Below are 24,753 nucleotides of genomic sequence, written 5' to 3' on the forward strand. Positions count from 1 at the left end.
CGAATGAGGGCGGCTACTGTGCTATTGAAAGGGCGATTCAGCTCCGGGTTCATCTGGAATCTTGTGGGCGTTGGAATCCCCCTTGCCTTCGCCTTGTACGCCATACCTCAGTTGCTTCTAGGATACGGTGAGGTCAGATTTGGATTTCTGACCATTGTATGGGCTGTGATCGGCTACTTCAGCGTCTTTGACCTTGGGCTGGGCCGGGCGTTGACAAGACTGGTTGCCGCCAGAATCGCGCAGCAAGGTCGGGATATTCCAATGCTGGTATCAACCGGCACTTTGTCGATTGCGGTTCTCGGAGCAGTGTTTGCGCTCCCTTTGGTCTTCACAAGCTCGTTTATCGTCTCTGAAATTTTGAAGGTCGACAGACATTTCGCGGCAGAATTCAGTGCGGCATTGATTGTGATGGGGGTCAGTCTGCCGCTTGTGACGACGGCGTCAGCCATGATCGGCATTCTTGAAGCCTACGGAGCTTTCGCTCTTATTAATAGGGTGCGACTCGTAGCGGGGTTGATGAACTTTCTGGCGCCTCTGTTGGCGTTGCACTTCACTTCCAGCTTGATCCTAGCTACCACGCTGCTGGCTGTTCTACGGCTGTTATCCACTTCTATTTATATATTCGCCGTCAAGAAACTGGTTGGGGATCTTCCAAGATTTGGCCTGTGGTCATCCAGCCATCTAAATGAACTATGGCGATTCGGATCTTGGATCACGGTTAGCAACTTGATCAGCCCCATTATGTCGCAGCTTGATCGACTAGTCGTCGGCGCTGTTCTGGCGCTGGCAGTCCTTCCCGCCTATTCAATACCTGGCGATATGGTCACCCGGCTCAGCTTTATACCGGTTGCTGTCGTTGGTGTTCTCTTCCCGGAATTCACAAAGGCCGCGGCCCAGGGCTCTGGCAGGGAGGAGGAGATCTATCGTCAAAGCAGCGTTCTCATGTTTTTTGGTGTGCTTCCAATCGCAGCGATTCTTTACTGCTTTGCAGAAGAAGCGTTGGGTGCTTGGATCAGCGAAAGCTTCGCTTCGGATAGCTACAAGTTGCTTCAGTGGCTGGCACTTGGTTTCCTATTCAACGCAATGGCGCGCCTTCCGCACGCGCTGCTTCAAGCGGCCGGGCGGCCAGATAAAACCGCTAAGATCCATATTGCCGAGCTCCCTATCTACGCGGCCGGCCTCTGGTGGCTGCTTCATAGTTTCGGTGTTCTTGGTGCGGCGATGGCATGGACACTCAGAATGGCCCTTGATCTTCTACTCATGAGCTTTGTTCTGGCGAGGCTCAAAAATACAGTCGTACAGACGTCGCTAGCCACAGTCGCTGTTTGTGCTATCGCCACAGGGCTTCTTTGGGCCACCTCGCAGATCGAGGTAGTGTGGGCTCGCGCCTTAGTTGTGATGTGTCTGACACTCACTTGTGCGGCAGTGGCGTTGCTCTCCCTTCGGAAGCTAGAGCATAGCGGAGAGCGGACTTGAACATATCCAACAGTGTCGTTCTCGTTACAGTTACCTACGGTAATCGCATTGACTTGGTGTCCAAGTTGGTGTCAACCGTTTTGGGAAATCCAAGTGTAAGTAGCATTGTTCTAGTTGATAATGGATCGAGCTCTGACCTCTCTCCCCTCACTGAGGAGTACGGCGCTCGCGTAGATATTATCGATATGGGCCGTAATACAGGGTCAGCTGTCGCTTACGCAGCTGGAATAGAGCGGGCCCTGGCTACGACGGCCGCACCATACATATGGCTAATGGATGACGACAATGTTCCTGTCCAGGGCGCCTTGGAAATTCTCCTTGAAATCCTTTCGCAGGGTTCTTCTTCGCCGGTTGGCGAGGTGGACGGTGTATTCGGATATAGAGAATCTCACCAGGCTGCAATATCAAGTGGAGCATCGACACATCGTAGATCTAGCTTTCTAGGGTTCCATGTGCTGGATGTTCCCGGAAAACTGGCGGATCGCCTGACGGGACGCACTAAGCGGCACTCTCCAGCCCATAAGCTCTTAGAAGTGCCGTTCGGCCCATACGGTGGGCTACTTGTGAGACGCGAAGTTCTGAGGCGGATTGGGCTCCCAATGAGCGAGCTGGTGCTGTACGCGGATGACTCCGAGTACACCAGCCGAATCACGGCGAGTGGCGGTCGACTGATGATCGCAACAAGCGCCGCCCTGGAGGACCTTGAGCTCTCTTGGAACGTAGCGACTCCCAAGTTGGGCGCCGTGCGCGGCCTTCTTGCGGGGGAGGGTGATTTCCGCGCCTATTACTCCGTCAGAAATAGAGTTTGGTTTGACTGGAACAAGGGGGCGGATAGCAGACTTTTGTTTGTGGCAAACGCCGTCCTCTACACTTTCATCATCTCTGCTTGCGGCGTTCGTTTCGGCAAATTGAAGCGGACTCGGTTGCTGCTCACTGCGATTGCCCATGGTCTCGCAGGTCGGCTTGGTGTCAATAGGGCGTACCCGCTATGAAAATTCTATATATCAACTACCTCTATTCACCACATATCGGAGGTGGCGCGGAGATAACAATTAAATCCATCGTTGAGGGCATTCAACGCTTGGGGCACGAGGTCGTTGTCCTCGCGACTGGACCTGGGGTCGGTCTGTCTGAAGAGACGGTCGACGGGGTTAGGGTATATCGCGCTGGAATCGAGAATTTGTACTGGCCCTTTGAGGCTGGCGAACAGGGGGCCTTGGCAAAGCTCAGCTGGCACTGGCGCGACAGATACAACGCAGCCATGGGCAAGTATGTCGGTGACGTAGTGAAGAAGGAGCGCCCTGACGTGGCAAGCTGCCACAATGTCGTCGGATTTTCCGTTTCGACTTGGGATGCCTTGAGGTCGGCCTCCGTTCCGATTGTGCAGGTTCTGCATGATCTATACCTGCTTTGCTATCGCTCGACCATGTTCCGAAAGGACGAGAGTTGCCCACGACAGTGTCTAAGTTGCAAGCTATTCCGAACACAGCATGCGCATCTCTCTGCTGATGTCGACGCAGTAGTGGGCGTTAGTCGGTTCGTGCTCGACAAACTCTGCGGCAATGGCTACTTCCGTAGCTCAAGGCAGCTGGTTATCAATAACGCAAGGCCGATTCCATCTCGAGCGCGAACAAGAACGAGTACAGATGCAATCACGTTTGGATTCATCGGTACGCTCGTCAAATCCAAGGGTATAGAGTGGCTTATCGAGTCATTCAAGATGATCGAACGAGATGGTATGTCCCTAAAAATTGCGGGTCGTGGCAGTGATGTATACGTTCAGTATTTAAAAGAACTAGCTCAGGGCTCCAATATTGAGTTTGTTGGCTACGTGAGTCCATCTTGCTTCTTCGGCGAAATTGACGTTAGCGTCGTCCCATCCCTTTGGTCTGACACCTTTCCTGGGGTTGCATTCGAGTCGTTGGCGTACGAGATTCCCGTCATTGCTACGAACCGAGGAGGGCTTCCTGAAATCGTGAAGCACGACGTTGCGGGAATTATCTGTGATCCAAGTGATTCGACGTCACTTGCCAATGCGATGTGTGCCATTTTTGAAGATCGACCACGGCGCGAAAACATGATGTCGAACGCGAGAGCTTCTGTATCTAGGTTGACCGATATGGATAGAATGGTGGGGGAGTATGAGGCTCTCTATCGCGCTCTTACTTCTCAACCCCAATGCCAGAATGTCTAGTTGCGAGCACTTGGAAGTCCCGCATCAGTCATTCTCTTCAGGGTCCGATTCTTTTCATATCTGTTTTCTCGCGCAAGCCGCTCGGGGGAGGGTCTCGTGATTTACTTTGATCGACGTTGGGAAGGGGAAAATGGTATCGGCCGATTCTGTCGGGAGGTTCGATCGCGCATAGGCTGCGTTCAAGACCTGCCGATTAAGGGAAATCCGACATCGCCATTCGATGTTGTTAAGCTAAGTATTTTTATGCTTTTAAATCCCCATGCGGTAGTCTTCTCCCCTGGGTACACCGCCCCTCTGATAGGATTGGATAGATTCATTTTCACGGTTCACGACCTAAATCATATAGACGTCCCAGAGAACTCTAGCTGGGTCAAGCGTTTATATTATAAGGTAGTTCTTAGGCGGGCATGCAGGGCTGCTCGCACGGTATTTACTGTTTCGGAGTTTTCTAAGTCTCGCATTAAGGAATGGTCTGGAGCAGTCGGCTCTAATATTGTCTGTGTCGGGAACGGTGTTTCTTCCGCATTTAACGACTGCGAGAAGAATGACGTGACGCGTGACGCGTTCGGGGGATACCTTTTCTCCGTTGGGAACAGGAAGGTCCACAAGAATGAGCGAGCGTCAGTTCGTGCCTTGGCATCATTGAGCTGCTTTCCCCATCTTAGACTGATATTTTCTGGGTTAGCATCGTCTGCACTCGCCGAGGAGATTGAGGCTCAGGGATTGACGGAGAGAGTGGAGTTCGCCGGCTCTCTCAGTGAGAGTGAATTATGCCAGCTCTACCAAGGCGCAGTCGCTTTACTGTTTCCCTCGTTGTATGAAGGCTTTGGGTTGCCTGCAGTCGAGGCGATGGCAGTTGGTTGCCCAGTCATTGCGTCCAATACGACAGCGCTTGAAGAAGTGGCGGGCGGTGCGGCAATCGGGGTTAATCCACTCAACGATATCGATATCGCGCGTGGGATCGCTAGCGTCGTGAAAGACGTGGGCGTTAGAAGAGACGCTCAGATTCTTGGCGTGCGGCGCGCGTCTCAATACTCTTGGGACGGGGTTGCTTCAGTGATTGAGCGTTATCTACTAGCTGAGCGGCCTATTGGTTGAATGGTTGCAGCTCGGAGCAGGTTGATGTTAATAAAGGGATCAACACTCCGAGTGGTGTGCCTAGCCAAAGGCTTGTCCCGCTACTCGTCCGTCGAATGGATCTAAAGTGGTTAAATACATATTCTGGTTCTTTATAGTCGTGACGCTCGTTTTCCCAAAAGCTGGAATTAAGGTTGGCGGATTTCCGATTTATATTTCAATTCTATCGATGCTGATCCTGCAGGCTTGGAGTATTCCCTGTGTGCTCAGAAGGATTGAGAATGTAGGATTGGTTGGCGCGGTGCTGGGGTCATTTATTCTATTCTTTGTACTCAATGCCAATTCGATCGGGTATCAGTATCTAGCCGCGCCGCAGATATTTGCCTATCTTGCCGCACTGTCGTCGTTCGTCGTTCTCTTTGCGGCGTATGACGTGGAGGTAAGGTGGTCCATTGTCAAGGGAATGATTGGTTGGTGTTTCTGGGTGCTGGTTATGTACGCGTTTGCCCAAAAGATTTTTGGGGATTATGTGGTTGTGGTTCCTGGCCTTACCGCAAACTATCAGGATGCTATGTCTCCAGACTTTCTCGCCGAGAAGAGTAATATGATTTGGGGCCTCGGTTATCTGAAGGCTACGTCGACGTATCAGAATGGCAACCTTTTTGGCGTAAACATCATACTTATCGGATTTGCCTATATTTCGATTCTGAGGGAGCAATCTCGTCGCTTTATCTTGACATTGTGCGTTATGGGGCTGGCGTGTCTTCTCACTGCCTCCGCCTCTGTGTTCATGGGATTCGCGGCCGGCTGTCTTCACCTTCTGTTGTCGTATAAGGGGGGCGTGCGATCTGCTGTGCTGGCATCGTTCGCAGCGCTGTGCTTTGGCGTTCCAGTTGCTCTGTATGTATTATTTGGCGACAGTCTTATCGCCACTATTCTGCAAGAACGCTTGCTTAACCGAGATCTTAGTCAGGGCGGCGGTCGGGTGATCAAAGTCATAGGATATCTGGAAGATGTGGGTAGGGAGCCCGAATTGCTCTTCTCAGGCATGCTCTTCCATCCCCGCGCCTTCGCAGAGATCTACGAGATTACTTCGCTGTCGATGATTCAGATGTTCGGAGTTATCGTGTCAACGGCCTTCGCAACATTTGTGTTGCTTAAGGCTTGGGCATTACGCGGGAGTATCTATCTGACTCCAATAGTCGCATACCTGGGCGCCTCTCTGTCGGATGGCGCGGCATGGCTTCCTCCGACGCTTACAAACTTTTTTATAATTCTCGGCGCCTGCACAGCCTGGAATCTGTCGTCAAAGACTGCCGCGAACGCTAAAAACGGCAGTTTTTCTGCGGGCAGGAACGGCGGGGCTGAGCGGCAAGTCGGCTGAGGGATTCCAAGGATAAGGGGCGTTGCTTAGTAGCCCCGGCCTAGTGGGTCCGATGCCATGGGTGCCGTGCAAAGCTGCACGCTAATCTTTATCAGATCATATGGCAAGTTAACGTGTGCTGTTTGCAGCTCGCGAGGCGGGAGAGTCATTACTGCTTCGTCGAGCTGCGTTGAGAGCCTCACTGCGATATAGTTTGGTTAGCTGATCATTATTAGTTTGTTGGAGCTAAAACTGATTCGCTTGACTTCGTCTAGAAGGCTGTGACGGAACCGAAGTAATCCGTGCGGCTCCCGATTAGTAGGCTGGCGCGAGTATCCTAGTTCTTAGTCTGCTGACCTGTCATGTCCCAGTCATCTGGACACTCCAGTTTCCAGTCATCCATGGCCGTTCTAAGCGTGTAGATATAATTGTATCCGTTCGAAATCAGGAAGGATGGCAGCACATTGTTCGACCTTACGAGCTTGCGCATCCGCACGGGATCAAATGGATGCGTAATCCGGAGTGGCTTAGCAAGTCCATCAATAAGGTAGGACGCCGCCAGAAGGAGCGGGAAGGGCGCAGTGGGTACAATTGCTCTGCGCCCTCGTGTGGAGATCACCGCATTCACGTATTCTTCAATGGACGGTCCTGGATTCATGGTCCCGTTGAAGAGTATTGGAAATTCTGATTGTGACGCTCGCTCCTTGAATGTCCACCACAAGGCATTGCAAAGTTCTTTGACGTAGATCCCGGCTTTGCGTGTCGCGCGATTGCCCATGTAGCAGAAGTACCCCCTGCTCACGGCACGAACGAGCCGGGTCACGTTGCCCCCCTCCCCGGGGCCGAATACTACGCCCGGGCGGGCAATTACCAATCGTCGCTTATTTGGCGACCATGCCTGCCAAGTGTTGTGGATTTTCTCAGCCACGAGTTTGGATGCTCCGTATGCCGTCACAGGAACTGGTAGCGTTGTCTCATCCTTAGTCAACTCGCTCACCCCGTACGGGGAGATGGACGACGTGAAAATCAAGTTCTCGCACTCGATTCGTGTCGCCCAATCACACACGTTTTCGGCGCCGCGGAGGTTAGTCTCAAAGTACTCGGCGCTGAGGTGGCCAGGCTCTCTGTGAACTGCTGCAAAGTTCGCTGTCAGGAAGACAGGCTCCGGCGGGGAGAACTCAATTTTTTCGCGAACGTCCAGTCTGACAAATTCAATTCGCTCCCCATGCTTGGCGATAATTCTGTGCCTGAAGGGGAAGGGCTTCTCGAGAGGTGACTCCACATCAACGAGATAGATCTTCTCCGCTACTCCATTATTGAGGAGGAAATCGGCGAAGAACGTACCGATAAAGCCGCTTCCTCCAAAGATGACTATGCAGCTCACTTGAAGTTCCTAGGAAGGTTAAAGTTCACGTTAATTGGATAGACTTTGCTGATTGTTCCGAACTTCGCGCTCGACAGTTAACTTGATATTTTGGATAAAACGCTCACGGCTATATTTTTGTGCTGCGGCGGAAATCTTGGCTGGTTCGTACAGATGTAGCTCGCTCTCGAACTCATCTACGGCCTTCGCTAAGGCTGTCGGAGATTGCTCTGCAAAGAAATGACCAGTCAGGCCCTGTACCACCGTGTCCAGAGCACCACCTCGTTTGTAAGCGATGACTGGCCTTCCCGATGCCATCGCTTCAACAGGAACGATTCCAAAATCCTCCTCACCGGGGAAGATAAGAGCGCGGCATCTGGAATAATGGTGCTTGAGTAGTTCGAAAGGCGCCTTCCCAAGAAACGTGACGCTGTCTCCGGCTATCGCTTCAAGCCTGGTGCGCTCCTCTCCTTCCCCTATGACAACAAGTTTTTTGCCGGATTGAGTGAAAGCTCTCACGGCGATGTCGAAGCGCTTATAGGCAACCAATTGCCCCACGGCAAGGTAGTAGTTGCCAATTTCATGATCGGGCGCAGGCACGAAGGCATCAACGTCGCAGGGTGGATGGATGACGTCTGCATCTCTACGATAGAATTTTTTTATTCGAGCTCGAATTGAGCGCGAGTTGGCAATGAACTTGTCCACCCGAGAAGCCGTCGAAATGTCCCACATTCTAAGATAATGTGCCAGGACTGGCATCAGGGTGCGGGTTACCAGGCCTGCGTTTTGGCGATAGAGATGATATTGATCCCATAGATACCGCATCGGGCTATGGCAATAGCAGATGTGCGTGGAATCAGGTCGCGTGATGACACCCTTGGCCGGGCCGGATTCGCTGGAAATGATCAGGTCGTATTCTGTAAGGTCGAGCTCTTCGAGGGCGAGCGGCATCAGGGGTAGGTACTTCTGATACCAGCGAGACGCGCGCGGCAGCTTGGAAATGAACGTCGTATAGACCTGGTGCGAATTGATTGTTGCTGACATCTCTTCAGGCGCATAGACATGCGTAAAGATGTCTGCGTCCGGATAGGCCTCACAAAGCGCTTCGAGTACCTTTTCCCCTCCGCGCATATTGATCATCCAGTAGTGCACAATCGCCGTGCGCATCGTTTCTTTCCTTGTTTGTTACATTTCATGGGCGGCGCGCCATTGAGCTTGATCGCAAGCGCACAAAAATCAATCGCTGATGCGTTTCAGGTTGTCGAAGAAGAAGTCAGGGTCGCGTTCCGATGTCATCTGGTACAAGCCGTAGCTACGCGACAGGCGCGCGCCGCCGTCGCGATATAGCGGGTTCCAGGTAAAGTTCGCTCTTGCACGCGTCGAACGTGGCAGAAGGAAATCAAAGGGAACAGAGACGTAAATGCCCTTGTCGAAACTGCCTTCGCCGAAGTCATTGGAGGATACGTCGGTCTTGGTCGCGTAGGCACCCATGCTGACACCATTATTGAATGCGCGAGCGACGGTCAGGGTGGCGCCCCAGTCCTTGGCCAGATACCTCCCTGCACTCACGATGCTGACAACACGGCCTTCATCTCCCCAGGAATAGTAGAAGCTGGCATGCCCCGTGGTCACGCTGTAGTCGCGGAAACTGAAGCGTTGATCGAAATCCCGCTGTTTCACCCAGTTCAGTTCGGCGCCCATTGCCCAACGCTCATTGAGCGGCCGATACATCACTTCGCCGCCAACGCCGCCGTACATGGATTCAAACAGCCCAGCGTACGCCATGCCGTACAGGTCACGACCCAATTGGCGGGTTCCCGTCAGCTGAAGTGTCGGGATCGTCAGGTCCTCGGTTGTCAGATACTGCCGGATGTAAGTACGTACTCGGGGAAGGCGGCTTGGAGCGTCGTATCGGAACTTGTCGTAGTTGTTGTACGCGTTGTAGCTCAGGCCGCCGTTGAGCCAAAGGTTGCGCTTGAGGTAGACGTTTGCGCCATAGGTGCCCGCCACCTGAAACAAGACGAAGCCATCAGGGCCTCCCAGCGTTTGGCGATACCCTACATTGAGGGCGCCGTCATATCTCCGCAGAGGTGCCTGATACAGCGCTTCTCGGGTCTGCTGCGCAGGTGGGTTTATCTCGATGTGGCCTGCCAACTCTTGCAGTGATACCCGGTGGTCGATATAGCTAGCGAAGGTGGCTCTGTCCATGCTGGTTTCAACGATGGGTACACCGAGTCGCGTGTTCTGCACTGTGATCCAACTGACGTCGTCTGGGAGCTGACTGTCCAGAACTCGGGCAGCCCGGCCAAGTCCTTGGGCGGGATACGCAAAGCGCCGCTGTTCACCGCTTACGATCAGCTCGTGCTCGCGCTTCTCAATACTGTGGATCCGCATGCCTGCATTGCTTTCCAGCGACCGGGCAACGTCCGCCCAGTCGACGCGGGAAAGATCGTTGCCATTGGCAACAACTTCCCCATCTGTAGACTGTTTCCGCATTGGCAGCGGTAGCGGATCCAGTGGCTTGGCAGTCGATTGCGCGTTGGCTAGATTGGTGTGCAGCGTGAGCGCGAACATCGCGGTGTTGCCCCGTTCCCAAGCCGCGTGAAGCTGGATGTTCCTGTTCAGTGCATAGGAGGCACCCAGATTGAACGGAGTGCGTTGATCCTGGTGGTTACTCTGTGGCTCGTGCTTATAGTCATTGCCATCGTACTCAAGCTTGAGCTGCAAAGGCTCCCACGGAGTCTGGTAAGCGATGCCGCCAAAGACACCGACTGGACCCCGGAATACGCCCTTGCCGTTGAAATTGCCGGTGCCTCGGGCACGTGGCCGGTTCTCGAACTTATCGTCAATGGCTGCCAGCGGATTCTTGAAGTCTCCGCGGTTTCCGATGTACCCGGTGGCCAGACCGATGCTTGCATCAACGGGGCCGAATCGCTTGCTTGCTACCATGTATTCGCTGGAGAACAGCCCGGTACCGCCTATGTCGCGGAAGCCGGCAGATACTTCGGGCGTCCAGCGGCTCTCTTCAAGCAGCCGGACTTTGACGTCGATCGACTTGTCCTTGTAGTTCTGCTGGCCGCTTAGCCACTCAGGGCCGTAGCGGCGATTGGCCACTGATACATAGCGAAACGCGCCTTCCAGCCATGGCAGCGGTTGTAGAACAATGTTGTAGCGGCTGTAAGGGGAGGTATGACTGGCGGTGAAGGCAAGTTCGCCCTCGTCCGCCATGCGTGCGGTTGGTGTCTGCAAAAGGCCGATGCCACCCCAGTCACTGGCGGTGGGGGGCGGAGCACTCTGCGCGTACAGTGCGGAACTGATGCTCATGCTGAGTAGCGCAAGACCCACCCGGGCGCTCGGTGTTTTGTCGAAACTGGTCACTTCGGTGCTCCGGGCGCATCGAGCGCCTGGGTGGCGAGGAAGCGCGCGGCATCCTCGTTGAAATCGGGATTGACGTTGCGCAGAGCTTTCGCATTGAGCGGAACATAGATGAGAGCGCCTGGGGCCAGGGCCGACGACGGGCTCCGATTCCAAAGCGCGATTCCGAGTCTTTCTATCTTGCCGTCAGGTTGAATGACGAACAGATCATCCTGGTTGGCGGCAGCCAGAACGGTACAGTGCCGCGCGTAATCAAGGGGCTGCTGGAGAGGGCGGTGGGTGATCGAGCAGGGTCGCTCGACCGCGCCCAGCACGGTCACTGTGTTGGGCCTCGACGGGTAATACAGCCTGTCGCCATCGACCAAAGGGCGATTACTGCTGAGGTCCATTTCCAATGCACGAGGCGACAGCATCTGGACAATGCGACCCGTGACGGGCATCGCCGAGAGGTCTCCGGCGATGCGACCTGCTGCTGCGGCGCCGTCTGGGTCGACACTCGCCCGGCTTTCAAGCAGTTCAAGATCGAACAGTAGGCCTGTTTTGAGGCGGGTCTGCGCGACGAGTTCGCTACGCCTAAACAAGGCGGCGCCAAGCAGGTAGCTATGCTCGTCTGGCGCGCCTGCCAGCGCTGCATCAGACAAGCGAGAGCCGCTGGGAAGCGTCAGCGCCCCCGGAGTACGGACACTGCCCATCACTTCGACGGTGACCAGCGGCGCGGCGCATACGGAGCAAGAAACCGCCGCGCAGAGGGCGAGGGCGGCCAGGCGCAAGGTGATCAACGTTTCAGGTCCTGGGAGTAAGGTTTGAGCTGGATGATCTCCAAGCTCGCATCCGGCGCGATGGCCTGCACGCTCTTCCAGATGAAACCATTGCCCGGGTCGACCCAGTAATGGTTCTCGCGCTTCCAGTCTTGGCCGTTGAGCCGTTCGCGAACGTGCAGCAATGCACGAGTGGCGTCCAGAATCTCGATTTTCTCGATGCCAATGCGCTCTAGCGTGCCGGTCACCGTCATCCCGAAGCGGTAGCCCGGCATGACGTCGTACTGGCGCTGGATGGTGATTGACGTTCTGATCTGACGCAGATCATGGAAGGGGTTATTGCCGTCGATGCGCATCCCGTGCAGCTCCGGCGTGCCGCCGTGCGTACCCACGAGCAGGCCATCCTCTAGGAACACGATGCTGCGGTCGCTGCTGTACCAAGCTTGACGGTTGCCATCAACGTTCCCCAGCACCAGTACCGCGCCTCCGTGGGGGCCGGTCACCTTGATTTGAGGATACCGATTGGCTGCCACATCGCCAGTCGTTGGATGCACGTCAGGCTTTCCTTGCATAGCCATCTGCACTGTCTTGATGCTGGTGCGCCCCACCACGCCGCAGCCTGACAGAGTGATCGCCACCAGCACGAGCGCGGCCAAGCCGCGCATCCCTCGGTTCCGTTGCGGCGCAACGAGAGCGGTCCTGCTCATCACTTGGCTACCGTCAATTGTCGAGATCGTTACGCGCGCTTGCGGCGTTGCTGATGATCGAGGTAAACGGAAGCAGCTGATTAACGAAGCGGCTCCAACGGGTCACGCCAGCTGCGCCAACGAAGACCACATCGCCCGGGAGGAGTTCAAACTGGCTGGCAACGGCGAAAGCCGCTGGTGATTTGGCTTCCAGCTGATACACGATTGAGGGGGTGCTTTGCAGATCGGTCGAGCCACGGATCACGTACACAGCGTTGCCGTTGGAGGTCGACTGCTGCAGGCCGCGCGCACGGCCAAGGGCCTGGCTCAGCGAAATGTCACTGGTCTTGAAGCTCAAGGCGCCGGGCTGGTTGACTTCGCCGACGACAAACACCTCCTTCCGGTCCAGATAGGGGACGTAGAGGTGATCATTCGCCTTGAGGAATACGTTAGTGGCACCGCCTCCCTGACGACCGAGACGGTCGAGGTCGATCGTGTAAGTCACGCCTTCGCGTGTAAGCCGCACTCCCGACAGGTCGGCCTGCGTCGGATCAAGTCCGGATTGACTGATAGCATCGCCGAGGGTCAGTGGAGTCACGGTCAATGGCACAGTGGCAGCCTGGCGTGATGCGCCTGTGACCCAGACGCGCTGGCTGCCGTAACCAAGCATGGATACATCAACCTGAGGCGACTCAATATATCGAGCCAGCTTCGTCATGATCTCTTCACGCAGCTCAACGGGCGTCTTGCCAGCGGCTGCGATTTTTCCAATATACGGGTAGAACAATGTGCCGTCAGACTGCACCGGACGGCCCGCCGCATTGAGCTGCTGCTGAGGTCCAGCAGGAACGGTCAACTCGGGATGATCCCATACAGTAATGTAGAGACTATCCCCCGCCCCGATTCGATAGGGCCCAGGTTGATACCCGGTGAGTGCGCTTGGCAACGTTGGAACATCGCGGGCGGCACGGTCCATAGCGATCAGCTTAGGCGTGATCGGTATCAGTTCGATTTGATCGTTCCCGATCGGCTGGTCATCACGAGCTAGAGCGCTCGATCGCATATGTTGACCGGGTGCAAACACGCAGCCAGACAGGGTGAGGGCGAACGCCAGAGTGGCGCCGAGACGCTTGCAGTCCATCGATGATTCTTCCTGGCCCTGTCGGGCAAAACAAAAACCCCCGCCGGACCTGCGCCCGGCGAGGGCGTAATGACCTGACTCCGACTAGCGGATCAGTTGGTGCCGGTCGTACCGGTCGTGCCGGTGGTGCCGGTCGGCGGGGGCGTCGTGCCGCCGCCGTTGTTGTTGCCTGCGTCATCACCACTGCTGCTGTCGGACGCGACGCTGTATGCGACTGCAGCGACAGCGATGCCGGCGCCGATCACGGCCGCAGTGGTGAGGGCGCCGGTGGCGGCACCGGTGGCGGCGCCGGTGCCGGCGACTTCTGCGCTGGTGGCAGCGGTGGTGCCTTCAGCACCAGCAGCCTGCTCAACCTGGGCTTCCTGAGCCAGAGCCATCGGGGAGAAAGCCACGAGGGCGAGAGCGGCAAAGATCTTCTTCATAACGGGGTTTCCTACTCCGTGAGGTAAATTTTCGCCGTCATCTTCGCGTTGAAGGCTATTCAGTGTCAAGTCGGTTTGGGCGCCTGGGCTGGGTTCGTTGCGTCCAATATTTGACGCCTATCGCACAAAATGATGTCGATTGAAGACTTGGTCGCGGCCTGACAGCTCGGTCGCAAGGCGTATGACCACATCGTGGGTCCGGACCGTGGGCATCAGCATTGGGACCGCCAGTCCCACTATGACTGACGCGGCAAGAGTGGGTAGGGGCGTTGTCCAGCCTGTGGCGCGCGCCGACAGGGCGAAAACCGTCGCCGCCGTGCCCAGCAGCCACCCACTCACCACCTCAGATGCGGAGTGGGCGTTAAGGGGTAGGCGCGAATAGGCGACCGTGGCAGCAAGCAGCGACCCAAGCAGTGCCCAAAGGAGGGGTTTCGGGAGCCGACCAGATGCGGCGAGATACAGGGCGACCGGATAAACCGCTGCCGTCATGGTGGCGTGACCGCTGAATCCGGTGAAGTCCAGCCGGGCCCAGCCGATGCCCCAACCCAGGAAGGCCAGCTTGGAGGCCAGCGTAAGCCCAGCGGCAACAGTCAAGCCGGTCGCCCAGCGAATGCGAAGGGCGCGGCTCTCTTTGGGGCCGAAGAGGATCAGCACTAGGCTCAGTGGCAAAAGCCAGCGGCTATCGCCGAGTTGGGAAAGGGTGGCCCAAAGAGGATGCATCCATGTCACTTATCGCAGGGGACGGAGGAGCATAGGGCAGTTGGCATCTCCGGTGATGAGTGGTGGGCAAACGGCCGGGCGTGGATGAGGCCCATGGTTTGCCTGTATCCTTTACGCCCTCCGTGGCCCCGTAGCTCAGCTGGATAGAGCGTCCCCCTCCTAAGGGGAAGGTCGCCCGTTCGAATCGGGCCGGGGTCACCATCCACCTCCGTTGAGAGCCGCGATGTCGGCGGCGGAGGGTTCCACAGGCGTGCGATTCGGGTGGGGCCGATAGGCCACTGGCGCTCAGACTTTCCCGGGCCGCTCATAATCCTCAGGCGTCGCCCCATGCTCCGCCTCCGGCATGTCCTTGTCCTTCCACCGGGCGTCATCGTTCCTCAGCTTGTCCGGGGTATGGCTCTTCTGCTGATCATCTTCTTTCGTAGCCGGGGCTTGCGGTGTCGTGGTCATGACATGTCCTCGTTTGGTCAGCGATCCAGCGTCTGCTTGCCCGACGTCCCACCCTGGCCGAAATTGGGCTGGGTGATGCCGTCGTCCTCGCGGACGCCATCCGGTTCCCCTTCACCTGCCTTGCCACCCTTGCCGTGGCCGTGCTGGTTGTAGCCCTCGTTCTCCGTCTTCAGCCGCGCTGCATCCGGATCTTTTTCGTCCTCGTCATCCTTCGGCGGCTTGGCCGCGACGAACGGGGAGATCGGATCGCTCGCAGGGAAGGTCTCTTCCAGCGCTTCGTCGTGGTTCTCCGAGGTGCGCTGCTTGTCGACCTTACCGTCCGCCGGAGGGCAGTTGTGGGTGGCATGGGCGTCTTCGGTGGAGGCGGGCGGGATTTTGTCGTGCTGCATGGCATATCTCCTGCGCAATCGGGTAGGGCGGTGATGCCCCGACGCTAGCCCTGCCGCTGTTACGAAGCGGCAGGTGTCCTGTGAAGGGCGGGTGCTCCCATGGGCTTCACCCGGGAGTTCCTATCGTCCAGACCTCGCCACACGGAGGCTGCTGCCATGCATGCGATGTTCGAGCTGGGAATGGAATGGTGGGAGTTCGTCGTCCGCGCGGTTGCGGTGTACGTGGTGGTGCTGTTGCTGACCCGCATGAGCGGAAAGCGCTCAATGGGGCAATCCACCCCGTTCGACATCCTGGTGATCGTGCTGCTGGGCACGGCCGTGCAGAACTCGTTGATCGGTGAGGACACCTCGCTGCCCGGCGGGCTCATCCTGGCCGCCACCCTGATCGGGCTGAACTGGTTTGTCGGCTTTCTGGGCGCGCGCAGCACGCGCCTCAATGAGATCGTGGAAGGGGTGCCGGTAGTGCTGGCGCGGCACGGCACGATCTACTGGGACCAGGTGAAACGCTGCAATGTCAGCCCGGCCGATCTGGAGGTGGCGATGCGCGCCAACGGCTGCGAGGGCTTCGGGCAGGTGGACCTGGCGGTGCTGGAAACCTCCGGCGAGATCACGGTGAACAAGCGCCGTTCCGAAGGCGATGACTGAGCCGAGGCGTTCGCCCGGCAGCGGCACCGTCGCTGGATGTTGACGGCGCGCCGCGTAGCGTCGAGCTCAGCCCTCCAGAAGGAACATGCGCGATGGACACGACAGTACGCAGTGGATCCACCTCTTCACTCGAGAGCGTGATCGCCCAGGTGCCGGACCCCACGCCGGACCCGATGCCACCCACGCCGCCGGTGGAAGCGCCGGGCCGCGGCGATCCGCCCGCCCAGGAGCCGCCGCAGGAAATTCCACCGGAGGGTGATCCCGCGCCTGCCTCGCCGCCGCAGGAGTTGCCGCCGGATCCGGAAACACCCTCGGCGCCGCCGGCTGAGTAACGACCCGCGCGAGCGGCGCCTGCCGCCGCAGCAGAATGAATGATTCAGTCCTCACGCAGTGGCGAGCGCCCTGCGTGCCGGAGCTGCAGCGCGGCCCCTCTGCCGGGGTAGACACGCCGCACACGGGGCGGTCACGACGCTGCCACGCCGTACCACGTACCACAGAGGTACTTGGACAACGGAGTTTGCTATGCGCGCACTGACTTACCACGGCAGCAAGGATGTACGGGTCGATACCGTGCCGGATCCGGCGCTGGCCGCCCCCGACGACATCATCCTGCGCGTGACTGCTACGGCAATCTGCGGCTCGGATCTGCATCTGTACCGCGGCAAGATCCCGGATCTTCATACCGGCGACGTGCTGGGTCATGAGTTCATGGGCGTGGTGGAGGAGGTGGGCGCCGGCGTGATGGACCTGCGCCCGGGCGATCGCGTGGTGATTCCGTTCGTGATCGCCTGTGGTGAATGCTTCCATTGCCGTCTCGCCGAGTTCGCGGCCTGCGAGACGACCAACACCGGCAAGGGCGCGGCGGTGAACCAGAAGGGCATTCGCCCCCCGGCGGCGTTGTTTGGCTACAGCCATCTGTATGGCGGCGTGTCGGGCGGGCAGGCGGAGTTCGTCCGCGTGCCCAAGGCCAATGTCGGTCCGCTGCGCATTCCGGATGCGCTCGCCGATGAGCAGGTGCTGTTCCTCTCCGACATCCTGCCGACCGGCTACCAGGCCGCCATCAATGCCGGGGTGAAGCCCGGTTCCACGGTGGCGATCTTCGGTGCGGGCCCGGTCGGGCTGATGAGTGCGGCGTGCTGCCGCCTGCTGGGGGCGGAAACGATCTTCATGGTCGACCATCTGCCGTATCGCCTGGCCTTCGCGCAGCAGACCTACGGCGTGACCCCCATCGACTTCACCCAGGTCGAGGACCCGGCGGAGTACATCATCACCCAGACCAATGGCCGCGGCGTGGATGCCACGATCGAGGCGGTCGGCTTTGAAGCCGAGGGCAGTGCGCTGGAATCGGCCTTGACCACCCTCAAGGTGGAAGGCAGCAGCGGCGTGGCGATCCGTCAGTGCATCGCGGCGACGCGTCGCGGTGGCACGGTGAGCATCCCGGGTGTGTATGCCGGCTTCATTCACGGCTTCCTGCTTGGCGATGCGTTCGACAAGGGCCTCACCTTCAAGATGGGCCAGACCCATGTGCAGAAGTTGATGCCCGAATTGCTCGACCATATCGGCGAGGGCCGCCTGGACCCGGGCGTGATCGTGACCCACCGGCTGTCGCTCGAAGACGCCGTGCGTGGCTACGAGATCTTCGACCGCAAAGAGGAGGATTGCCGCAAGGTGATCCTGACGCCCTGATATGAATGCCGTGGCTTCTCTTGTGCCGCCGGAGCATCCGCAACCGGTGACCGATGGCGATGACCTGCAGGCCCAGGCCCGCACGTGGATCGAGCACCAGCCGTCGCTGCCGCGTCCCGGCAGCGGCGATACGTTGGTGCGCTGGCAGGCGCTGGCGCACATCGCCGCCCGCGATCTATGTCTGGCCAAAGTGCTTGAAGCGCACTATGACGCGCAGGCGATCCTGGAAGAACTGGGCGCAACCGCCCCGGACCGGGATCGGTTGGGCGCCGTGTGGGCGGCCGAAGGACCAGCGGCCACCCTGCGCTTTGATCGGGCCAGCGGCACGCTGTCCGGTGACAAGCCGTGGTGCTCCGGCGCCGGCTGGGTCGACCATGCCCTTGTGACGGTGCGCGATGACGGTCGCTCGCGTCTGTTCCTGGTGCCCGTGCGCCGCGCCAATGTGAGCTTCCTGCCACAGACGTGGCAGGCCACGGGCATGGGGCGCGTTCCCAGTGGCACGGCGCGCTTTGACCAGGTGCCGGCCGTGGAGGTCGGGGCGGCGGATGGCTATCTGCAGCGACCCGGTTTCTGGCACGGTGGCGCAGGCATCGCGGCATGCTGGTTCGGTGGCGCCAGTGCATTGGCCGAGCCGTTGCTGCGCAGCGCACGGGCCGATGAGCCGGGCACGGCATCCGGCCTGCTCGGCGAAATCGATCTGGCGCTCTCGCCCTGTGCGTCGCTGCTGCGCGAGCTGGCCGCGTTGATCGATGCACAACCCGGGCTGCCGCATCAGCGCGAGATCGTGCGGGCACGCAGCGCGGTGGAGCGGGCTGCCTCGCTGACGCTGGACCGCGTGGGCAGGGCGTTGGGGCCAGGGCCGATGTGCATGGACCCGGCACACGCCCGGCGCTGGGCCGACCTGACGGTCTTCATCCGCCAGAGCCACGCCGACCGCGATTGGCAGCACCTTGGCAACCTGATGCATCGCGAGGGCCGCACGTGGACGCTGTGAATCGACAGATTGAAGGCGGCGGCGTCACCGAAGCCCAATGGGCGGCATCGCGCTGGCTGCAGACGCTGCCGCGTGCATCCGCGGCGGCGCTGTTCGGCGATGCGCAGCGCCTGGTGGTGGTGTCCCCGCATCCGGACGATGAAGTACTGGCCTGCGGCGGCCTGATGGCACTGGCACACCGGTCCGGCCTGCGGGTGATGGTGGTCTCGGTCACCGATGGCGAGGCGTGCTATCCCGACCAACCGGCATGGTCGCCCGAGCGGTTGCGAATCGCCCGTGCGGCAGAGCTGGATGACGCGCTCCATTGCCTGGGCTTGTCAGGCGCAGAGCGGATTTCCTGGCACATCGGCGATGGCGAGGTGACGGCCAATGAGGCGTGGATCGCCGCGCAGTTGGCGGCCGTGCTGCAGCGGGGCGATCTGGTGCTGGCGCCGTGGCGGTTCGACGGCCATCCGGACCATGAAGCCGTGGCGCGTGCCTGCCTCCAGGCATGCAGTGAGCGCGGTGCCGACCTGAAGGAATATCCCGTGTGGGGCTGGCACTGGCTGGACCCGCAGGCGGCGCCGAGCGCCTGGGCGTCGGCCACGCGCGTTGCGCTGGATGACGCCCTGCTGGAGCGCAAGCGCGATGCCATCCAGCAATTCGTCACCCAGACCGGCGCGGTGGAAGGGCTGGACTGCGACCCCATCCTGCCGGCCGCCGTGCTGCAGCGCTTCGAACGGAACTACGAGGTACTGATCGGATGAGTGATATCGCCTACTTCAACGCGCTGTACGAGAAGGACGATCCCTTCCAGTACCGCACCCGCTGGTATGAGCAGCGCAAGCGCGCGCTCACCCTGGCCAGCCTGCCGCAGGAGCGCTTCGCCCGTGGCTGGGAGCTGGGCTGTTCCAACGGAGTGCTGACCGCCGCCCTGGCCGAGCGCTGCGATCAACTGCTCGCGACCGACCTGAGCGAAGGCGCGGTCCTGGCCGCGCGCGCGATGACGCGGCGCCACGCGCATGTCAGCATCGAGCAGGCGCGTCATCCGCAGGACTGGCCGGCGGGGCGCTTCGATCTGATTGTGCTGGGTGAGATGGGTTACTACCTGTCGCCAGAGGACATGCAGCAAACGGCGGCGCAGGTGGTGCGGTCACTCACGCCGCAGGGCGTGGTGATCGCCTGTCATTGGCGTGTGCCGTTCGAGCAGGCACGCTGCAGCGCCAGCTTCGTGCATGCCCAGCTGGATGACTGCCTGCCACGGCTGCTTTCCTATCGTGACGAGGACATGCTGCTGGAAGGCTGGTCGGCCGATACCACCTCGGTGGCGGAGCGGGAGGGCCTGCGATGATCGCGGTGACCCTTCCTGCGCACAACGAAGAACAATTGATCGCAGCCTGCCTGCAGTCGCTCAAGGTGGCTGCGCAGCATCCTGCCCTGCGCGACGAGCAGGTGGTGATCGTGGTGGCGCTGGATCGTTGCAGCGACGCGACCGGGTGGATCTGCGAGCGCTTCGGAGTAGAGGTGATCACGGTGGATGCCGGCTGTGTCGGCGTCGCGCGTGCGGCGGCGAGCGAGCGCGCCCTGGCCTTGGGCGCCCGCTGGATCGGTTGCACCGATGCCGACAGCGTGGTCCCGCCGGACTGGCTTGCACGCCAGCTGCAATGCGGTGCGAGCGCGTTCTGTGGCGTGGTGGCGGTGGGTGACTGGCTGGACTATCCGCAGGCCGTGCGCGAGCAGTTCCTGCAGGGCGAGCATGCGGTGGACGGGCATCCGCATGTACACGGCGCGAACATGGGCTTCAGCGCCGTGGCGTATCGGCAATGCGGCGGCTTTGCGCCACTGGCGACCGGTGAGGACGTCGCGCTGATCCAGGCCATGCACGGTGCCGGCATGCAGGTGGCGCGGCTGGCCAGCCCGCGGGTGATGACCAGCGCACGTCGGCACGCCCGTGCACCGCATGGTTTCAGCGAGTTCCTGCGTCGGCTGGAACAGCGTGTGGGCCTGGCGACGGACGAGGTGGTGGTGCGCGACGCGGCGCCGCTGTCGTTGCTGGCGCGTTGATGGAAGCCATTGACCTGCTCGGCTGGGCGGCGACGGCCGTGCTGATCGCCACGTTGTGGCGGCAGATCTGGAAGCAGTGGACGGCCGACGATCCCGAGGCGGTATCGACGTGGTTGTTCGTCGGTCAGATCACGGCCTCGGTGTTGTTCATCGCCTACAGCGCGGCAACCGGATCGCTCGTCTTTGTCGTGACCAATTCACTGATTCTGCTCACTGCGATCGCCGGGCAATGTCTGTCCTGGATCAAGCGCAGGCGGGCAGGGAAGTAACACGCATTTCGCGCCTCGACGACGCGCCGTGCACATTCATCGCGCAGTGCGTTGAGCTCGCTGAACACTCGCATTTCAGTGTCACGCCGACTTCATGGCCAATGCGGAAAAGTCGACTCACCCCGACAACAACACACGGGTCAAACCGGACCAACAGGAGTACATCGCAGTGAATACCGAATCGAAGACCGCGCATAACTTGAACGACCTGATCGAAATCGCCCGCGATGGCCAGGAGTTCTACACCGAGGCCGCAGGCAAGGTCGAAGATGCCGAGTTGGCAGCGCTCTTCACCCGTATCGCCGGTGTCAAGAACGAGATCGTCCGCTCGCTGAGCGCCACCGTTGTCGCCGCTGGCGGCAAGCCGGCCGACCATGGCACCTTCGTCGGTTCCATGCAGCAGTTCTACGGCAAGGTGCGCGCCACCCTGGGCGACAAGCAGTACGGCTACGTGGCCGAGCTGGAAGAATCCGAAGATCGCCTGCTGAAGGCGTTCAAGGACACCCTGACCGACGCCGACACCTCGCCGGCCGCGCGCCAGGAAGTCCAGCGCCTGCTGCCGCAGGTGCAGGAATGCCATGCCGTGATGCGCGACCGCAAGCACGCCATGAAGCACTGAGTTTCAGACAGGCGGCGCGCTGGCGATTCCCCCACGGTCGCCAGTGGCCCGCTTCCTGAAGCGGTACCCGAACAGCCCCGGCCCTGCCGGGGCTGTTCGTTTTTGCCCGACACCGCCGGTGGCCGCCAGCGCACCGGACGGCCCCGAACGGTAGCAGGGGAATTGGTGCATACTCGGGACAAAGAGCCGCTTGGATTTGTCATGGAACACATGCGTTGGCTGACGCTTCGTCTCAGCAACAATCAATCCATCGGCCCGAAGGTGCTGATGGACCTGTGGGCCAACGCGTGCGAGACCAATCAGTCTTCGGTGACCCGCGAAACGCTGCCCGGGAAATCGACCTCCTACGCGCTGCATGCCCCCACCTCGCTCGCCTATCCCAAGCGCGCCGAGCTGCGCATGCGCAAGCTGCTGGAGGAGGCCGGGTACACCTTTACGCTCGGCTCGCTGGCCGACCGTCCGGCGCCGCAGCCGGTGCGCTTCCGCTGACGCCGTTCATCGGCCACGCATTCATTCACTACCCACCGGGCTGCCGCAGCCGCGCGTTCAGTCGATGCGGTCGGCGGCGACGCTGCGCACCATGATCCGGACCGGCATGCCGGCGGCATGCTGCAGCGATTCCAGCGGTGCCCAGCCCAAGCGGCGATACAGCCCGCCATCATCGGCTTCGGTCTGCAGGTAGACATCGCGTACCCCGAGCGCACGGCCGCGTGCCAGCAACTCCCTGATGACCTTCTCGGCGAGGCCGCGCCCGCGGTGCGCCGGATGCACGTAGACGCCCCCCAGCCAGTGCAGGCGTTCGGGGCGTTCGGTACGTTCATGGAACTTGAGCTGCGCCGCGGCGACCGGAGCCCCGTCGTCCAGGGCGATCAGCAGCAGGGGCAACTCGTCGTCCTGCAGGAAGACTTCCAGCCGCTGCTGCTCATCGAGCAGGGTCAGACCCGGTACGTGGCTTCCCCATTCCTGGAAATACCACTGGGCCAGCACGGGTAGCAGGTCGGGGCGGTCACTGAGGGGAACGATGCTGCAGGCCACGGTGAACGCTCCATGTTGTACGGGTCGGCCGCCATGGTACGCGGATGCGGTGGCTTGCAGCGCCCTTCGCCCCGCGCGCAGACTATCGCCATGCTTGCCAGCGCCTGCCACCTGCGGTGTTACGGAACGTCCAGCGATGTGGACCGGCATGACTTTGCGCAATGGGTGCTGCCGCTGCGCGGTGATCTGGAGTTTGAAGTCGACGCCTTCGGCGGCCGGCTGGATGTGCTGCAGGGGGCCTTCGTGGCGCCCGGCGAGGGGCATGCGCAGACCGGTGATGGCGAGCATCTGATGCTGATCGTGGATTGCCCGGCCGGGCTGATCGATGATGACACCCTGGAACATCTGCGCCGGCAGCGTTGGCTGGCCCTGCCGAAGCGATTGCGGCAGGGGTTGTCCGGCACGCCGCCGCAGGGCAGCGATGCGCTGCTGGCCACACTGCTGCAGCAGTACGCCGCCGCCGGCAGCGCGGCGCGTCTGCATGCCTTGTGCACCCGCTTGTCCGCCAACCCTGGCGCGGACTGGAACGTGGCCCGCATGGCCGCGCTGGTCGGCATCAGTGCCAGCCGCCTGCATGCAGCGTTCGTGCAGGAGTTCGGCGTGCCGCCGCACGCCTGGCTCAGTGCCTGCCGGCTGCGCTGGGCCAAGCACCGCTTGCTGACCAGTGCCGACAGCATCGCCACGATCGCGCTCGATGCCGGCTACTCCGAGCACAGCGCGCTGACCCGCGCCCTGCGCCGGGAGACCGGGCTGACCCCGCAGGCCTTCCGGCGGCAGTAGCCTGGGTCAAGACGCCGCCGGGCGCGGCTTCTACACTGCGCGGCCAATGCAGATGCGTGAGCCGTAATGAATCGATCGATGGGAGTGGGCATCGCCAACGGCATCGCCGCCGGCGCGCTGTGGGGCGTGGTGTTCCTGGCCCCGGCGATGCTGCACAGCTTCAATGCGGTGCAGCTCTCGGCTGGCCGTTATCTGGTCTACGGCCTGATCGCCGTGGTGCTGCTGGCACCGCGCTGGCGGCAGCTCAAGGACCGGCTGGCCTGGCCCGAGTGGCGTGGGCTGTTGTGGCTGAGCCTGGCCGGCAACCTGGTGTACTTCCTGCTGCTGGCCAATGCTGTGCAGTGGGCCGGCGGCGCGGCCGCATCGCTGATCGTGGGGTTGATCCCGGTGGTGGTGACCCTGGCCGGCGTGCGCGAGGAGGGCGCCGTGCCACTGCGGCGGTTGGCGCCGGCGCTGCTGCTGTGCCTGCTTGGCGTGGCGCTGGTGGGCTATGAGGCCTTGATGGCCGAGCACGCACAGGGCTCTGCCGGGCGACGCCTGCTGGGCCTGCTGTGCGCGATCGGCGCGCTGCTGTCCTGGGCGGTGTACTCGATCGGCAACAGCCGCTGGCTGGCCCGCCGGCCGGACCTGTCCGGGCACGATTGGTCGCTGCTGACCGGCATCACCACCGGCGGCCTCGCCCTAGTGCTGGTGCCCAGCGCCTTCCTGACCAGCACCACGGTGCATGCGCCCGGCGCGTGGCTGAACTTCTGGCTGATCAGTGCGGGCGTGGCGGTGGTCGCGTCGGTGCTCGGCAACGCCTGCTGGAACCGTGCCAGCCGCCACCTGCCGCTGACCCTGACCGGCCAGATGATCGTGTTCGAAACGCTGTTTGCGCTGCTGTACGGGTTTGCCTGGCAGCAGCGCTGGCCGACCCTGATGGAAACCGTGGCCATCGTCTGCCTGATCACCGGCGTGCTGATGTGCGCGCATGCACATCGTCCGCCTGCCGCAGTGGCCGAGCATGTGGGATAGGGCAGCCCTTGCTGTATCTGGATGGTCACAATCGCAACTGTTTGGCCGACGATCACGGCGGTTTACGTGCCGCGATCTTTTGCACCGCAGCACTTGACAAGCAGGGCGGCGGCGTAGTTTTCTTGGCCCATGGTCATCACCGCCGCCCACGTTCAGCTGCTCCTTCCCGCCTCCGCGGGCGGGCAGACCGTGTCGACCGGTACCACCATCATTACCACCGCCACCACTCGCCCGGTGCGGCCCGTCGTCTTCGC

The 24,753-nt window shown here is 60.4% G+C and carries 28 protein-coding genes and 1 tRNA gene; 18 read left to right on the forward strand and 11 right to left on the reverse strand.

Translation table 11 applies throughout. The annotated features are described in order from the left end of the window. The first annotated feature begins 3 nt into the window (after positions 1–3). From OC373_RS08470 to OC373_RS08490, 5 genes are all read left to right on the forward strand, one after another. On the forward strand, positions 4–1,476 hold the full coding sequence (locus OC373_RS08470; protein ID WP_261997479.1) for a flippase: 1,473 nt from the start codon (positions 4–6) through the stop codon (positions 1,474–1,476). Continuing rightward, positions 1,473–2,468: a glycosyltransferase gene (locus OC373_RS08475; RefSeq protein ID WP_261997480.1), complete on the forward strand. Its 996-nt coding sequence runs from the start codon at positions 1,473–1,475 to the stop codon at positions 2,466–2,468. The genes OC373_RS08470 and OC373_RS08475 overlap by 4 nt, the downstream gene beginning before the upstream one ends. After that, positions 2,465–3,670: a glycosyltransferase family 4 protein gene (locus tag OC373_RS08480; RefSeq protein WP_261997481.1), complete on the forward strand. Its 1,206-nt coding sequence runs from the start codon at positions 2,465–2,467 to the stop codon at positions 3,668–3,670. Before OC373_RS08475 ends, OC373_RS08480 begins: the two co-directional genes overlap by 4 nt. Before the next feature lie 243 nt (positions 3,671–3,913). Further along, a complete protein-coding gene (locus OC373_RS08485) occupies positions 3,914–4,768 on the forward strand; it encodes a glycosyltransferase family 1 protein (RefSeq protein ID WP_261997562.1) in 855 nt (284 codons plus the stop codon). A gap of 139 nt (positions 4,769–4,907) precedes the next feature. Continuing rightward, the gene (locus OC373_RS08490) at positions 4,908–6,131 is read left to right on the forward strand and encodes a hypothetical protein (RefSeq protein ID WP_261997482.1); all 1,224 of its coding nucleotides are present in this window, start codon (positions 4,908–4,910) and stop codon (positions 6,129–6,131) included. A gap of 316 nt (positions 6,132–6,447) precedes the next feature. Here OC373_RS08490 and OC373_RS08495 read toward each other — a convergent pair whose 3' ends face one another. From OC373_RS08495 to OC373_RS08530, 8 genes are all read right to left on the reverse strand, one after another. Then, positions 6,448–7,494: an NAD(P)-dependent oxidoreductase gene (locus OC373_RS08495; RefSeq protein ID WP_261997483.1), complete on the reverse strand. Its 1,047-nt coding sequence runs from the start codon at positions 7,492–7,494 to the stop codon at positions 6,448–6,450. 30 nt (positions 7,495–7,524) lie between these two features. Further along, entirely contained in the window at positions 7,525–8,640 is a 1,116-nt protein-coding gene (locus tag OC373_RS08500; RefSeq protein WP_261997484.1) for a glycosyltransferase, read from the reverse strand. 69 nt (positions 8,641–8,709) lie between these two features. Further along, complete coding sequence (locus tag OC373_RS08505) at positions 8,710–10,851, reverse strand: YjbH domain-containing protein (RefSeq protein WP_315985455.1); 2,142 nt, start codon at positions 10,849–10,851, stop codon at positions 8,710–8,712. After that, entirely contained in the window at positions 10,848–11,627 is a 780-nt protein-coding gene (locus OC373_RS08510; protein ID WP_261997485.1) for a capsule biosynthesis GfcC family protein, read from the reverse strand. Before OC373_RS08510 ends, OC373_RS08505 begins: the two co-directional genes overlap by 4 nt. Beyond that, the gene (locus tag OC373_RS08515) at positions 11,624–12,271 is read right to left on the reverse strand and encodes a YjbF family lipoprotein (protein WP_261997486.1); all 648 of its coding nucleotides are present in this window, start codon (positions 12,269–12,271) and stop codon (positions 11,624–11,626) included. Before OC373_RS08515 ends, OC373_RS08510 begins: the two co-directional genes overlap by 4 nt. A gap of 55 nt (positions 12,272–12,326) precedes the next feature. Then, positions 12,327–13,433, reverse strand: coding sequence for a polysaccharide biosynthesis/export family protein (locus tag OC373_RS08520; RefSeq protein ID WP_261997487.1), 1,107 nt, complete (start codon positions 13,431–13,433; stop codon positions 12,327–12,329). 92 nt (positions 13,434–13,525) lie between these two features. Then, positions 13,526–13,855 (reverse strand): hypothetical protein, encoded by a 330-nt coding sequence (locus tag OC373_RS08525; protein ID WP_261997488.1) that lies wholly within the window; start codon positions 13,853–13,855, stop codon positions 13,526–13,528. A 117-nt stretch (positions 13,856–13,972) separates the two neighbouring features. Next, a complete protein-coding gene (locus OC373_RS08530) occupies positions 13,973–14,575 on the reverse strand; it encodes a phosphatase PAP2 family protein (RefSeq protein ID WP_261997489.1) in 603 nt (200 codons plus the stop codon). Positions 14,576–14,699: 124 nt separating this feature from the next. On the opposite strand from OC373_RS08530, the gene OC373_RS08535 reads away from it, so the two are divergent. Next, positions 14,700–14,776 (forward strand) — tRNA-Arg (locus tag OC373_RS08535). Positions 14,777–14,860: 84 nt separating this feature from the next. Here OC373_RS08535 and OC373_RS08540 read toward each other — a convergent pair. Then, complete coding sequence (locus OC373_RS08540) at positions 14,861–15,025, reverse strand: hypothetical protein (RefSeq protein WP_019183030.1); 165 nt, start codon at positions 15,023–15,025, stop codon at positions 14,861–14,863. A gap of 17 nt (positions 15,026–15,042) precedes the next feature. After that, the gene (locus OC373_RS08545; protein WP_070427251.1) at positions 15,043–15,414 is read right to left on the reverse strand and encodes a hypothetical protein; all 372 of its coding nucleotides are present in this window, start codon (positions 15,412–15,414) and stop codon (positions 15,043–15,045) included. Between the two features lie 156 nt (positions 15,415–15,570). Between OC373_RS08545 and OC373_RS08550 the strand changes: the two genes are divergently transcribed. From OC373_RS08550 to OC373_RS08595, 10 genes are all read left to right on the forward strand, one after another. Then, positions 15,571–16,059, forward strand: coding sequence for a YetF domain-containing protein (locus OC373_RS08550; RefSeq protein ID WP_070427252.1), 489 nt, complete (start codon positions 15,571–15,573; stop codon positions 16,057–16,059). A 92-nt stretch (positions 16,060–16,151) separates the two neighbouring features. Further along, positions 16,152–16,391 carry a hypothetical protein gene (locus tag OC373_RS08555; protein WP_070427253.1) on the forward strand — a complete coding sequence of 80 codons (240 nt, stop codon included), beginning with the start codon at positions 16,152–16,154 and terminating at the stop codon, positions 16,389–16,391. Between the two features lie 190 nt (positions 16,392–16,581). Then, entirely contained in the window at positions 16,582–17,745 is a 1,164-nt protein-coding gene (locus OC373_RS08560; RefSeq protein WP_019183026.1) for a zinc-dependent alcohol dehydrogenase, read from the forward strand. 1 nt (position 17,746) lies between these two features. Further along, complete coding sequence (locus tag OC373_RS08565) at positions 17,747–18,739, forward strand: acyl-CoA dehydrogenase (RefSeq protein WP_083279900.1); 993 nt, start codon at positions 17,747–17,749, stop codon at positions 18,737–18,739. After that, on the forward strand, positions 18,736–19,485 hold the full coding sequence (locus tag OC373_RS08570) for a PIG-L family deacetylase (RefSeq protein WP_083279901.1): 750 nt from the start codon (positions 18,736–18,738) through the stop codon (positions 19,483–19,485). The genes OC373_RS08565 and OC373_RS08570 overlap by 4 nt, the downstream gene beginning before the upstream one ends. Beyond that, positions 19,482–20,069 carry a class I SAM-dependent methyltransferase gene (locus OC373_RS08575; RefSeq protein WP_070427255.1) on the forward strand — a complete coding sequence of 196 codons (588 nt, stop codon included), beginning with the start codon at positions 19,482–19,484 and terminating at the stop codon, positions 20,067–20,069. Before OC373_RS08570 ends, OC373_RS08575 begins: the two co-directional genes overlap by 4 nt. Then, on the forward strand, positions 20,066–20,782 hold the full coding sequence (locus OC373_RS08580) for a glycosyltransferase (RefSeq protein WP_070427256.1): 717 nt from the start codon (positions 20,066–20,068) through the stop codon (positions 20,780–20,782). The genes OC373_RS08575 and OC373_RS08580 overlap by 4 nt, the downstream gene beginning before the upstream one ends. Next, on the forward strand, positions 20,782–21,051 hold the full coding sequence (locus OC373_RS08585; protein ID WP_261997490.1) for a PQ-loop domain-containing transporter: 270 nt from the start codon (positions 20,782–20,784) through the stop codon (positions 21,049–21,051). Before OC373_RS08580 ends, OC373_RS08585 begins: the two co-directional genes overlap by 1 nt. Positions 21,052–21,220: 169 nt before the next feature. Further along, entirely contained in the window at positions 21,221–21,670 is a 450-nt protein-coding gene (locus OC373_RS08590) for a PA2169 family four-helix-bundle protein (protein WP_019183020.1), read from the forward strand. A gap of 201 nt (positions 21,671–21,871) precedes the next feature. Continuing rightward, positions 21,872–22,159: a hypothetical protein gene (locus tag OC373_RS08595; RefSeq protein WP_046272599.1), complete on the forward strand. Its 288-nt coding sequence runs from the start codon at positions 21,872–21,874 to the stop codon at positions 22,157–22,159. Between the two features lie 57 nt (positions 22,160–22,216). Here the strand turns inward: OC373_RS08595 and OC373_RS08600 are convergent, their stop codons facing one another. Then, positions 22,217–22,705 carry a GNAT family N-acetyltransferase gene (locus tag OC373_RS08600; protein ID WP_261997491.1) on the reverse strand — a complete coding sequence of 163 codons (489 nt, stop codon included), beginning with the start codon at positions 22,703–22,705 and terminating at the stop codon, positions 22,217–22,219. A 90-nt stretch (positions 22,706–22,795) separates the two neighbouring features. Between OC373_RS08600 and OC373_RS08605 the strand changes: the two genes are divergently transcribed. Both OC373_RS08605 and OC373_RS08610 read left to right on the forward strand, forming a co-directional pair. Beyond that, positions 22,796–23,485: an AraC family transcriptional regulator gene (locus OC373_RS08605; protein WP_261997492.1), complete on the forward strand. Its 690-nt coding sequence runs from the start codon at positions 22,796–22,798 to the stop codon at positions 23,483–23,485. Positions 23,486–23,551: 66 nt separating this feature from the next. Beyond that, positions 23,552–24,499 (forward strand): DMT family transporter, encoded by a 948-nt coding sequence (locus tag OC373_RS08610; protein ID WP_070427260.1) that lies wholly within the window; start codon positions 23,552–23,554, stop codon positions 24,497–24,499. Positions 24,500–24,753 lie beyond the last annotated feature (254 nt).

Origin of the sequence: Stenotrophomonas sp. Ste96, from assembly GCF_024519495.1 — a bacterium.
Taxonomy (GTDB): Bacteria; Pseudomonadota; Gammaproteobacteria; order Xanthomonadales; family Xanthomonadaceae; genus Stenotrophomonas; species Stenotrophomonas bentonitica_A.